At 68.9% G+C, this 11,468-nt stretch carries 12 protein-coding genes and 1 rRNA gene; 3 read left to right on the top strand and 10 right to left on the bottom strand.

Translation table 11 applies throughout. The features are described 5' to 3' along the window. Window positions 1–167: 167 nt before the first annotated feature. Window positions 168–455, bottom strand: coding sequence for a glutaredoxin family protein (locus ACHBTE_RS04420; protein WP_394722015.1), 288 nt, complete (start codon window positions 453–455; stop codon window positions 168–170). Between the two features lie 177 nt (window positions 456–632). Here ACHBTE_RS04420 and ACHBTE_RS04415 point away from each other — a divergent pair, with 177 nt between their 5' ends. From ACHBTE_RS04415 to ACHBTE_RS04405, 3 genes are all read left to right on the top strand, one after another. Next, window positions 633–1,553: an HAD family hydrolase gene (locus tag ACHBTE_RS04415; protein WP_394722014.1), complete on the top strand. Its 921-nt coding sequence runs from the start codon at window positions 633–635 to the stop codon at window positions 1,551–1,553. A 344-nt stretch (window positions 1,554–1,897) separates the two neighbouring features. Continuing rightward, complete coding sequence (locus ACHBTE_RS04410) at window positions 1,898–2,671, top strand: ECF subfamily RNA polymerase sigma factor, BldN family (RefSeq protein ID WP_394722013.1); 774 nt, start codon at window positions 1,898–1,900, stop codon at window positions 2,669–2,671. A 250-nt stretch (window positions 2,672–2,921) separates the two neighbouring features. Further along, a complete protein-coding gene (locus tag ACHBTE_RS04405; RefSeq protein WP_394722012.1) occupies window positions 2,922–4,169 on the top strand; it encodes a DUF5667 domain-containing protein in 1,248 nt (415 codons plus the stop codon). Window positions 4,170–4,279: 110 nt separating this feature from the next. Here ACHBTE_RS04405 and ACHBTE_RS04400 read toward each other — a convergent pair whose 3' ends face one another. The 9 genes from ACHBTE_RS04400 to rrf all read right to left on the bottom strand — a co-directional run. Further along, entirely contained in the window at window positions 4,280–5,332 is a 1,053-nt protein-coding gene (locus ACHBTE_RS04400) for a lysophospholipid acyltransferase family protein (RefSeq protein ID WP_394722009.1), read from the bottom strand. 14 nt (window positions 5,333–5,346) lie between these two features. Further along, the gene (locus ACHBTE_RS04395) at window positions 5,347–6,408 is read right to left on the bottom strand and encodes an NAD-dependent epimerase/dehydratase family protein (RefSeq protein WP_394722007.1); all 1,062 of its coding nucleotides are present in this window, start codon (window positions 6,406–6,408) and stop codon (window positions 5,347–5,349) included. Between the two features lie 271 nt (window positions 6,409–6,679). Continuing rightward, window positions 6,680–6,778 carry a 30S ribosomal protein bS22 gene (locus ACHBTE_RS04390; protein ID WP_003948845.1) on the bottom strand — a complete coding sequence of 33 codons (99 nt, stop codon included), beginning with the start codon at window positions 6,776–6,778 and terminating at the stop codon, window positions 6,680–6,682. A gap of 157 nt (window positions 6,779–6,935) precedes the next feature. After that, window positions 6,936–7,148 carry a helix-turn-helix domain-containing protein gene (locus ACHBTE_RS04385; RefSeq protein WP_004984898.1) on the bottom strand — a complete coding sequence of 71 codons (213 nt, stop codon included), beginning with the start codon at window positions 7,146–7,148 and terminating at the stop codon, window positions 6,936–6,938. A 129-nt stretch (window positions 7,149–7,277) separates the two neighbouring features. Further along, complete coding sequence (locus tag ACHBTE_RS04380; protein ID WP_394722006.1) at window positions 7,278–8,093, bottom strand: phosphatase; 816 nt, start codon at window positions 8,091–8,093, stop codon at window positions 7,278–7,280. A 160-nt stretch (window positions 8,094–8,253) separates the two neighbouring features. After that, complete coding sequence (locus ACHBTE_RS04375) at window positions 8,254–9,426, bottom strand: acetoin utilization protein AcuC (RefSeq protein WP_394722005.1); 1,173 nt, start codon at window positions 9,424–9,426, stop codon at window positions 8,254–8,256. After that, entirely contained in the window at window positions 9,377–10,594 is a 1,218-nt protein-coding gene (locus tag ACHBTE_RS04370) for an MFS transporter (RefSeq protein ID WP_394722004.1), read from the bottom strand. The genes ACHBTE_RS04375 and ACHBTE_RS04370 overlap by 50 nt, the downstream gene beginning before the upstream one ends. Window positions 10,595–10,660: 66 nt before the next feature. Further along, window positions 10,661–11,329 (bottom strand): HAD family hydrolase, encoded by a 669-nt coding sequence (locus ACHBTE_RS04365; protein ID WP_394722003.1) that lies wholly within the window; start codon window positions 11,327–11,329, stop codon window positions 10,661–10,663. Between the two features lie 62 nt (window positions 11,330–11,391). Next, window positions 11,392–11,468 (bottom strand): 5S ribosomal RNA (gene rrf, locus ACHBTE_RS04360); the annotation flags it as partial.

The following is an 11,468-nucleotide window of genomic DNA, read 5'->3' as shown; positions in this document are numbered from 1 at the left end:
GCCCAACGTGACCGGGCTCACGCACGCCCGGCGCACTGGCTTGGAACCGGCGCATACGCACCACCGTTCCTCTGCTCCTGGGGGCAAAACCGCACACTCTCCTCAACGATCCCCGCCCCCGAGACCAACTCGCCGTCGATCCTAAGCCAGTTTCCCGACCAGTTGGACTAGTCGGTCAGTGCTTTGCGGAGGCGATCTTCGTTCACGCGCCAGAAGGTGTGCTGGGCTCCGTCGACCAGGACGACGGGGATCTGCTCCCAGTACTGGTCGTGGAGTTGCGGGTCCTGGGAGATGTCCTTCTCCTCCCAGGGCACGCCCAGTTCCCCGCACACCTTCTCGATGACGATCTGTGCGTCATCACACAGATGGCACCCGGGCTTACGGATCAGCGTGACCAGCCGGTCCTGCAGGGGCCTGGCCGCGCCACGGCGGAAGAAGGGGCTCATGTCAGCCATTCTCGCGCGACGCGGGCCACGGCGGAGCGGAAGGGGAACCACCGGCTGACCTGGCGGTCGCCCCGGCACGGCATCCGCTTCGGCAGCCGTCCCTTTAACGACACGGTCGCGGAGAGTTCACGGCCTTCAAACCTCACGAGACCGGTAGCTCCGAACAAACTGGCTATGCTCACGGTCATGGCCGCTCTCGGATGGCTCACTCCCCGTAGGCGCTCCGCCACGGCGCGGAGCGTGTTGGCAGGCGAGGCCTCTGCGGAGGCAGCGCGCAAGTCGTCGCAGGAGACGACGGAGGTCTCCGACCAGGAACCGGAGTTCCCGGTACTCGGCGACGAGCACGCCGCCGCGTTCTTCGATCTGGACAACACGGTGATGCAGGGCGCCGCCCTCTTCCACTTCGGGCGGGGCCTGTACAAGCGGAAGTTCTTCGAGACCCGCGAGCTCGCCAAGTTCGCCTGGCAGCAGGCGTGGTTCCGGCTGGCCGGGGTCGAGGACCCCGAGCACATGCAGGAGGCCCGCGACTCGGCGTTGTCGATCGTGCAGGGCCACCGCGTCGCCGAGCTCCAGTCGATCGGCGAGGAGATCTACGACGAGTACATGGCCGAGCGCATCTGGCCCGGCACCCGCGCGCTGGCCCAGGCACACCTGGACGCCGGCCAGAAGGTGTGGCTGGTGACCGCCGCCCCGGTGGAGATCGCCACGGTGATCGCCCGCCGCCTCGGCCTGACCGGCGCCCTGGGCACGGTCGCGGAGTCGGTGGACGGCGTATACACGGGCAAGCTGGTCGGCGAGCCGCTGCACGGCCCGGCGAAGGCGGAGGCGGTGCGCGCCCTGGCCGCCGCGGAGGGCCTGGACCTCTCCCGCTGCGCCGCGTACAGCGACTCGCACAACGACATCCCGATGCTCTCCCTGGTCGGCCACCCCTACGCGATCAACCCCGACACCAAGCTGCGCAAACACGCCCGGCAGCTGGACTGGCGCCTGCGCGACTACCGCACGGGCCGCAAGGCGGCGAAGGTCGGCATCCCCGCGGCGGCGGGCGTCGGCGCGGTGGCCGGCGGCACGGCCGCGGCGATCGCCCTGCACCGCCGCCGCCGCTAGAGACGCCGTCGGGCACCCCCTGGGGCCACGCCCGGCCGCGCAGGCCAATCCGCTCCCCTACCCCGGCATCCCGCTGTCCAGTCCCCTTGGCTGCACACGGCCACAACACGCCCCGGAGTCAGCCGGAACACGGACGACTTCGATCAACAAACGGTCACTCTCCGGCACTTGATCGGCCGTCAATCGGTTACAGAAGAGACGCAATCGGTGATTTGAGCAACTGGGCGTAGCAGTGCCTGCACGAAGCGTTATTCTCCTCAGACGCAATCCGGTACCCCTCCGTCGCTACGACGGGTGAACGGTCCCGCACTGCACGTGATGGAAGCTCTGCCTCTGGGAGTCCCGTGTACCCACACGTCGGGGTTGACGCCTCGGGCCTGGCTACGCTGCGCGCAACGGTCCAAGACCTGTTGCGCGGCTTCGTCCCCACCGCGTACGCCGTCCCCGCCCTCGCCGTAACCACCGCGCCCGTAGGCCCTTGCTACGCGCTCGCCGACGGCAGCGCCGCCGTCGGCAGACGCGGGCGCTCGGCCGGCGCCACGACCGCTCGGCGGCCTGCCGCGGACAGCGACAGCGCCCGCATGATGGATCTGGTGGAACGCGCGCAGGCCGGCGAGGCCGACGCGTTCGGCCGGCTCTACGACCAGTACAGCGACACCGTTTACCGCTACATCTACTACCGGGTCGGCGGCAAGGCCACCGCGGAAGACCTCACGAGCGAGACCTTTCTGCGGGCCCTGCGCCGCATCGGTACCTTCACCTGGCAGGGCCGGGACTTCGGTGCCTGGCTCGTCACCATCGCCCGCAACCTGGTCGCGGACCACTTCAAGTCCAGCCGGTTCCGCCTGGAGGTCACCACCGGCGAGATGCTCGACGCCAACGAGGTCGAGCGCTCCCCGGAGGACTCCGTCCTCGAGTCGCTCTCCAACGCCGCCCTCCTCGACGCCGTCCGCCGGCTCAATCCCCAGCAGCAGGAGTGCGTCACGCTCCGCTTCCTCCAGGGCCTCTCCGTCGCCGAGACCGCCCGTGTCATGGGCAAGAACGAGGGCGCCATCAAGACCCTGCAGTACCGGGCCGTGCGCACGCTCGCCCGGCTGCTGCCCGACGACGCGCGCTGAGCGCGTCACCCGTACCCGACCAATACTCTCCGCAACTCCAACTCACCGTCGGTGAAAGTCCGTTGACTTCGCGGTCCGTTCCTCCTCCGTCCGTAACCCAAGTGCCGCGCCGCTCGTTGTGCGGGATGCAGGCTCCCTGTGGTCACTCCCTGGCCGACTTCGATCACTCGATCGTGTGCAAGTGGTCAGGGCGTGCAACCCTCAGGACCCCCTGGGGAGTCGACCGTCATGACGAGAGGAGGTGCCGCCAGTGATCGCGAACGTATCGGCACACCGGCGGGCGAACGCCTTCGCCCAGGCCCTGGAAGAGCTGACCGACCAGGGCTCGGCGGCCGAGCAGGCCGAGCAGCCCGATGGATCGGCACCGGCACCGGCTGCTGCGGAACAGTCCGAGCAGAGGCGCCTGTTGGCCCTCACCGAAGGTCTCGGCGAGCTGCCCAAGCCCGTACTCGACCCCGAGGTCAAGGTCGTGCAGCGGGCTCAGCTCGTGGCCGCGATGGAGGCCATGCTCCAGGAGGGCACAGCGGCGGGCGAAGCGCGCCCCGGCCTACCAGGGCAGCGTACGGACCGGCCCCGAGGGGCGCACCGGGCGACCCCGCTGGGGAAGTTCCGGCCACGCTCACGGCTCGCCAAGGGCCTCACCGCGGGCGGGCTCAGCGTGGGCGTCGCCGCGGGAGCCTTCGGCGGCGTGGCCGCGGCGAGTTCCGACGCACTGCCCGGCGACTCCCTCTACGGCCTCAAACGAGGCATCGAGGACTTCAAGCTCAACGTCCTGGCCGACGGCGACGACGAGCGCGGGCGCAGCTATCTCGACCAGGCCTCCACCCGGCTGAGCGAGGCCCGGCGACTGATGGAGCGCGGTCGCGGCGGAGAGCTCGACCACGAGTCGCTCACCGCGATCCGCCGCGCCCTGTCCGGCATGCAGCACGACGCCTCCGAAGGGCATCGCCTGCTGCGCGAGGCGTACAAGCGCGACCCGAAGTCGCTGGGCCCCATCCAGGCCCTGTCCGCCTTCTCCCGCTCGCACCGGGCCGCCTGGGGCAGCCTCCGCGAGCGCCTGCCCATGCAGCTCGGGGACGTCAGTGACCGCGTCTCGTCGGTGTTCGACGCCATAGACGAGGAGGTCGCCCCGCTCCAGTCCCTGCTCCCGCAACCCCCGGCAGCCGACGGCGGCGACGGCAAGCGGCGCGGCGGTTCCGGGTCGGCATCGACCGGCTCGTCCGGTTCGGACCGCTCCGCCCGCCCCAGCACCGGCAGCGGCTCCTCCGGCAGCGGCCACTCCAGCAGCCCCAGCAAGTCGACCGAGGGCTCCGGCAGCGAGGGCGAGGGCCTGCTCGGCGGCAACACCGGCGGCCTGCTCGACCCCCCGAAGGACACCGGAAGCACCGGCACCTCACCGTCCACGTCCACACCGAGCACCGAGCCCGCGGTCACCCTCCCGCCCCTGCTCCCCGGCCTCCTCCCGGGCCTGGGCATCGAGGGCGACGACACGAACTAGCGCGCTCGGACAGCCGGTCTTACGCCGATGGGGCGCCCCTTCTCACGGGGGGGCACCCCATCGGCGTAAGAACCGAGAAGCAAGCGAACGAACTCAAAAGCAAGAAGAACTCAGAAGAACACCGACCGCCGCTGCACCAGCAACTTGTACAACGTGTGCTGGATCTGCTCCCTGACCTGGTCCGTCAGATTGAACATCAGCATCGGATCCTCAGCCGCCTCCGGCGGATAACCGTCCGTCGCGATCGGCTCCCCGAACTGGATCGTCCACTTCGTCGGCAACGGAATCGCACCCAGCGGCCCCAGCCAGGGAAACGTCGGCGTCAGCGGAAAGTACGGAAAGCCCAGCAACCGGGCCAGCGTCCTCGCGTTTCCGATCATCGGGTAGATCTCCTCGGCCCCGACGATCGAGCAGGGAATGATCGGCGTACGCTGCCGCAGCGCCGTCGAGACGAACCCGCCCCGCCCGAAGCGCTGGAGCTTGTACCGCTCGCTGAAGGGCTTGCCGATGCCTTTGAAGCCCTCCGGCATCACCCCGACCAACTCGCCCTGCCCCAGCAGCCGCTCCGCGTCCTCGCCGCAGGCCAGGGTGTGGCCGAGCTTGCGCGCGAGTTCGTTGACCACCGGCAGCATGAAGACCAGGTCGGCGGCGAGGAGACGCAGATGCCTGCCCGCCGGGTGATGGTCGTGCACGGCGACCTGCATCATCAGGCCGTCCAGCGGCAGCGTCCCGGAGTGGTTGGCGACGATCAGCGCGCCGCCCTCGGCCGGGATGTTCTCGACACCCTTCACCTCGACCCGGAAGTAGTTCTCGTACACCGGGCGCAGCAGGGACATCAGGACCTGGTCGGTGAGCTCCTCGTCGTACCCGAAGTCGTCGACCTCGTATTCCCCGGTGAGGCGGCGGCGCAGAAAGGCCAGGCCGCTCGCGACACGCCGCTCCAGACCGCCGTCGCGCTCGGGCTTCTGGGCCGGCTGTTCCTCATGTGTCACAGGAACATCATCCTGCGCGAAGGCCCGTCCCGGGAGGGGCTGGACCTCGCGGACCAGCGCGGATTCACCACTCTTGCGCCGGCTCCCCGCGCTCCGGCGCCGCGACGGCCGTTGCCCGGCGCTCCCACGGGACCGGTCGTCGTCGAACGGAATGACCTTGGCGTCCGCCATCGTTGATGCGCTCCTCAGTTGGCGCTCTGCGTCGGGGGGTGGCCGCCGCCCAGCACGGGCAGCGCGGCGATCCGGTCGACGGCCCCCGCAAGGGCCTCCGGCGGCAGCAGACCCGGCCCGCGGCTGCGTGCGAACTCCGCGAACGTCTCCGCCGTCGTGAACTTCGGCTTGAATCCGAGCGTCTCTCGCATCTGGTCCGTCGCCACGACCCGGCCATGTGTGAGCAGCCGGATCTGCTCGGGTGAGAAGTCCGACATACCCAGCGTACGCACCAGGGACCCCGCCCAGGTGACCGCGGGAAGCAGCAGCGGCACCGTGGGCCGCCCGAGCCGCCGGGCGCACTGCGAGAGCAGCAGGACACCGTCGCCGGCGATGTTGAAGGTGCCGCTGTTGAGCGTGCCCCGCGCCGGTTCGTGCGAGCCGATGCGCAGCACCTCGATCACGTCGTCCTCGTGCACGAACTGAAGCCGGGGGTCGTAGCCGAACCCGGTGGGCAGGACCGGCAGCGAGAAGTACGAGGCGAGCGGGGTGTCCGCGGACGGGCCCAGGATGTTGGCGAACCGCAGCACACACACGGCGACGTCCGGCCGCCGCCGGGCGAAGCCGCGCACATACCCCTCGACCTCCACCGCGTCCTTGGCGAAGCCGCCGCTGGGCAGCGACTTGGGCGGAGTCGTCTCGGTGAAGACGGCCGGATCGCGCGGCGCGGACCCGTACACGTTCGTACTGGACTTCACGACCAGGCGCTGCACGCTCGGGGACTTCTGGCAGGCGCCCAGCAGCTGCATCGTCCCGATGACGTTGGTCTCCTTGACCGTGGTCCGGCTGCCGCTGCCCAGCGCGGTTCCGGTCACGTCCATGTGGACGACGGTGTCGGCGCCGCTCTCGGCCAGCACCCGCGCGATGGTGGGCTGCCGGATGTCGGCCTGGATGAAGTCGGCACCGCCGAGATGATGCTCGGGCGGCACCGCGTCCACGGCGACCACCCGGTCCACTTCCGGGTCACGCTGGATGCGTCGTACGAACCGGCCCCCCAGTTGACGGGCCACTCCGGTCACGAGCACGACCTTGCCCAAGATCAGCGCCTTCCTTCCAGCACTCGTACCCCAGCCGAGTTCCCCGTGTGCGGCCAACTTAGCGGGTCGATGTTGCGCTGTGATGACCGCCCACTGCATGAAGTGACGAGAAACCCGTGTGGACGACCGGACCGCCGAACCTCTCGTCCGGACATACGCACACGGTACGGCTCACCGCACAGCATCCGATACGCATGTGGCCCCCCACCATGCGGTGGGGGGCCACAAGGGCGTCGCCGCGTCTCGCGGCGTCGCGCACTTCTTTTTGCTACTACTTCTTGTTGCGACGCTGAACGCGCGTGCGCTTGAGCAGCTTGCGGTGCTTCTTCTTGGCCATCCGCTTGCGCCGCTTCTTGATAACAGAGCCCACGACTACCCTCGCTCACTTCTCATCACTCGGTGTTTGGGCGCCATGGGCCCACACGACCTACGAGGGGCTAGCCTACCCGCCCGAGCGCTGAGGTCGTAATCGAGGGGGCGAGGGGGTATCCCGAAGAGCCCTGAGGATCCCCCTGCGCCCAGTGCCGTCAGGCGGTTTCCACCCCCACATAGCTCTCGCGGAGGTATTCGTGAACCGCTTGCTCCGGGACTCGGAACGACCGCCCGACCCGGATCGCGGGCAGATGACCGCTGTGCACCAGCCGGTACACGGTCATCTTCGACACTCGCATCACCGAGGCAACCTCCGCCACGGTAAGGAACTGAACCTCGTTCAGAGGCCTCTCGCCAGCTGCAGCCATGACACACCTGAACCTTCCGCACTCGACGGCCACCGGCTTCCCCTTCCGGTGACTCTTCGTCGTTGCGTGCTCACTCCCCAATGTAGGGGCCTGTGATGCGAGTGGGGAAGAGGTGCACCCATCGGCGGCCTACTGGGACAGACACGCTCGATTGAGTACGTAGCGGGTAAGCGGCCGGTAGTAATCAGACCGCACAGCGTCATCAAGTGGAACGGCGACGGCCACAACCCCCTCGGCCTCCCCCACGAAGAGCGCGGGGTCATCGATATCGGCCAGCCCAATGGCCTCAAACCCCAGCTGACCTGCCCCGCAGACCCAGCCGTGATCCCCGACGACCAGCTCGGGCAACGGCCCGCCGGCCTCGGCCGCGGCGGCCAGCGCGGTACGAACCGGGAGCGGTGAGTGCGTGTGTGCGCCGGGCTCACAACCGGGGCGAGAGGCGCCGGGTTCTCGCACCAGCGCGACTCCTCGTACGTAGTCAAGGTTGTACGTACGTAGGCCGAACCGGGTCGTTATGTCGACACAGCGACCATACGCAGGGGTGAGGACGGCACATCCCGCCGCCGACAACGCGTCCGCCAAGCCGGCGTAGAACCCGAGCAGCCGATGCGGATGTCCGGTCCCGATGAGCACGGGAGCCCTGCGCTGGGCGGCAGCACCGACCCGTTCGGCAAAGGCATCGAGCCTGCTCAAGGTTCGCCCCGGATCAATCACATCATGACCAGAAACACACCCCAGATCGGCCGAAACCCCGCACTTCTCCGCCATCAGCGCGACCAACTCCCGCTGCCCCCACGCCCCCACGGGATCCAGCCCGATGACGACCCGAGGGTCCCGGGCCGCGAAAAGCCGATAACTCCTGAGACTTGCCTCCCGACTGGTAGCCACGCACCCGGCAAGCCGAGCAGCCAACAGATGGGCACGGAGAGCTCCCCTACTCAACACGTCAGCGATCGTGACGGATGAAACAGAGCACGGGTCGGGGAACGAGGAAACACCGCACAGTCGGCCTAACACCCTGACACCGCCCAGGGCACCACGGAAGCCGGAAACCCGCCTCACGCACACCACCACACGCGGCGCGGCGCAGGACGCCCCCGGCCCCCTACGCCAACAACCCCCGCAGCGGAAACACCGCGCGCCGCGTAGCCAGCACCGCCTGATCCAACCGATCCGCGGGGTCGTACCCCGCCTCCCAGTCCGTCCAGGCCACGGGCCAGCGCCCATCGGTCATCCGCGCCGGGCCCAACTGCCGGGTACGGGCGAAGACTTCCTGCCGCCACCCCTCCGGAATCATCGCCGTAGGCTCGACCGCCCGCCCCGCCGCGATCCCCACCAGATGCGTCCAGGACCGCGGCACCACCTCCACCACCGCATAGCCGCCCCCGCCCAGGGCGACCCACTTCCCGTCGGCGTACTCGTGCGCCAGCTCATGACAGGCCACCTGCACGGCCCGCTGCGCGTCCAAAGACACGGCGAGATGCGCGAGGGGATCCTCGAAGTGCGTATCCGCGCCGTGCTGCGTCACCAACACCTGCGGCCGGAACTCCGCGATCAACTCCGGCACCACCGCGTGGAACGCCCGCAGCCACCCCGCGTCCCCGGTCCCGGCCGGCAACGCGACATTCACAGCCGTCCCCTCCGCGGCCCCCGCCCCGGTCTCCTCGGGCCACCCGGTCTGCGGAAACAGCGTCCGAGGATGCTCATGCAGCGAAATCGTCAGAACCCTCGGGTCCTCCCAGAACGCCGCCTGCACCCCGTCCCCGTGATGCACATCCACATCGATGTACGCGACTCGCTCCGCCCCCAGCTCCAACAGCCGGGCGATGGCCAGCGAGGCGTCGTTGTAGATACAGAACCCCGACGCACCCCCCGGCATCGCATGGTGCAGTCCGCCCGCGAAGTTCACCGCGTGCAGCGCGTCCCCCCGCCACACGGCCTCCGCCGCACCCACCGACTGCCCGGCGATCAGCGCGGACACCTCGTGCATCCCCGCGAAGGCCGGATCATCCAGCGTCCCGATCCCGTACGACTGGTCGGCCGCCCGCGGATCGGCCGAGGCCGCCTTCACGGCCTCGATGTAGTCCTCCCGATGCACCAGCCGCAACGTCGAGTCCCCGGCCGGCTGCGCCGCGACGACCTCCACGTCCTTGTCCAGGCCGAAGGCATCGACGAGCCTCCGGGTCAGGGCGAGCCGGACCGGGTCCATCGGATGGTCCCGGCCGAAGTCATAGCCCGTTACTGCCTCGTCCCACATCAGCTGTGCGCGGCCGCTCATGCCCGTCACCGTATCGGTCCGGTTGAGTGGCGAACGAACGGGCGTACACAAGCGTCACCAGCACCAACACCATCGGCACCAGCATGGCCCCGCGATAATTCCACACATCGCCCAACGCCCCCACCAAGGGCGAACCGATCAAAAAGCCCACGTAGTTGAACACATTGAGCCGCGCAACGGCCGTATCAGACGCCCCGGGAAACAATCGCCCGGCCGCCACGAACGTCTGCGGCACCAGCACACACAGCCCGAGCCCCAGCAACGTGAACCCCAGCATGCCGACCCGCGCCCCCGGAGCCGCGGCCACCACCGCGAACCCGACGGCAGCCACCAGCGCCCCCATCCGCACCACAGCGACAGCACCGAACCGCCGCACCCCGAGGTCCCCGAGGGCCCGCCCCACCAGCGTGGTGACCATATAGATGTTGTACGGCACGGTCGCCAGCTGCTCCGAACTCCCCAGCACATCCTGCAAGTACTTCGCGCTCCAGTTGGAGACGGTCGAATCCCCGATGTAGGCGAAGGTCATCACCAGACACAGCGGCAGCAGCACCTTGAAGCCGACCGCCCCCCGCTCACCAGCCCCCTCCTCCGCCCCGTCGCACCCCACGCGCCCATCGACATACCACCGGCTCCCCACCAGCGCCGCCGGCACCAACACCACGACAACCGGCAGATACGACACGCCGAGCGCGAGTTCCCAGTGCGCCCCCACCCAGGCCAAGGAGGCCCCCACAATCCCGCCCAGGCTGTACGCCGCATGAAAACTGAGCATGATGCTGCGCCCGTACGACCGTTGCAGGCTCACCCCAAGCATGTTCATCGAGGCGTCCAGCACACCCACCGCCAATCCGAACGCGGCGAGCGCCACCCCCAGCTCGAGCATCCGCTCCCCCGCCCCGACCCCGAGCAGCGCCAGCAGCACGACGGGCTGGGACCAGCGCAGCAACCGGCTCGCCGGTATCCGCTTCACCAGCCGCTCGGTGGCCACACTGCCGACACCGGCGAGGATCGGCACGGCGGCAAGGAAGGCCGGCAGCAGCGCGTCGGAGACTCCGTACCGGTCCTGAATGGCCGGAATCCGCGTCACCAGCAGGGCAAAGGCGACCCCTTGGGCGAAGAACCCGAACGCCAACGAGGCCCTACCGCGCCGCAGCACATCCGTCATGGCGGCGAGCGTAGGGCCCCGGGGTACTGGTGGGTAGATCCAGCCAAAGATGAATTTCCCTCAAGTTCAGTTCGGGCCGTGCTCAGCGCGCGTGCCGAGCAGAGCGACCAACTCCCCCATGCCGACGAAGAGTCGCGTGGCCCCGCTCAGCTTCGCGGCGGGAGTCATCGCGGTGAACCCGTACACGTCCATCCCGGCCGCAACGGCTGCCTGCACCCCCAACGGGCTGTCCTCGACGACAACACATCGCTCCGGCGCGACGCCCATCCGCTCGGCGGCGTACAGGAACAGATCGGGCGCCGGCTTCCCTCGCCCCACGTCCTGAGAACTGAAGATCCGCCCGTACTCGAAGAACCGGTCGAGCCCGGTCGTCCGATGTCCGACCCGAATCCGCTCATGGCTCCCGGACGATGCCACGCAGTACGGCACCCCGTCCTCCACCAGCTTCTCCAGTACGTCCGCCGCCCCGACCACGGCCTTCAACTCCCGCTCGAACGCGGCGAACACTCGCGCGTGGAAGACATCGTCGAAGTCCTCGGGAAGCCGCCGCCCCGTCCGCTCCAGCACCAGCTCATGAATCCGGTGCATCGCCGAGCCCATGTAGTCCCGAATGGAGTCCTCGTACGACGTGCGGTGCCCGAGCTCCGTGAGGTATGCGGCGAGAAGCCGATTGGAAATGGGCTCGCTGTCGACGAGCACGCCGTCGTTGTCAAAGATGACGAGGTCGTAGTCCATGGCCACGACCCTAAACGCAGAAATCCCCCGTGCCGAATGGCACGGGGGATTTCTCAAAATTTGTTCGGCGGCGTCCTACTCTCCCACAGGGTCCCCCCTGCAGTACCATCGGCGCTGTAAGGCTTAGCTTCCGGGTTCG

The sequence above is a fragment of the Streptomyces sp. M41 genome, from assembly GCF_043673425.1.
Classification (GTDB): domain Bacteria; phylum Actinomycetota; class Actinomycetes; order Streptomycetales; family Streptomycetaceae; genus Streptomyces.
Note: the sequence above shows the minus strand (reverse complement) of the source record. Positions and strands in the feature narration are given on the sequence as shown.

What these genes read in the sequence shown, in the direction of transcription:
- ACHBTE_RS04385 (WP_004984898.1), bottom strand. Translation starts at nt 7,148, where the DNA reads ATGGCTGCAGCTGGCGAGAGGCCTCTGAACGAGGTTCAGTTCCTTACC.
- ACHBTE_RS04365 (WP_394722003.1), bottom strand. Translation starts at nt 11,329, where the DNA reads ATGGACTACGACCTCGTCATCTTTGACAACGACGGCGTGCTCGTCGAC.
- ACHBTE_RS04375 (WP_394722005.1), bottom strand. Translation starts at nt 9,426, where the DNA reads ATGAGCGGCCGCGCACAGCTGATGTGGGACGAGGCAGTAACGGGCTAT.
- ACHBTE_RS04400 (WP_394722009.1), bottom strand. Translation starts at nt 5,332, where the DNA reads ATGGCGGACGCCAAGGTCATTCCGTTCGACGACGACCGGTCCCGTGGG.
- ACHBTE_RS04370 (WP_394722004.1), bottom strand. Translation starts at nt 10,594, where the DNA reads ATGACGGATGTGCTGCGGCGCGGTAGGGCCTCGTTGGCGTTCGGGTTC.
- ACHBTE_RS04415 (WP_394722014.1), top strand. Translation starts at nt 633, where the DNA reads ATGGCCGCTCTCGGATGGCTCACTCCCCGTAGGCGCTCCGCCACGGCG.
- ACHBTE_RS04420 (WP_394722015.1), bottom strand. Translation starts at nt 455, where the DNA reads ATGGCTGACATGAGCCCCTTCTTCCGCCGTGGCGCGGCCAGGCCCCTG.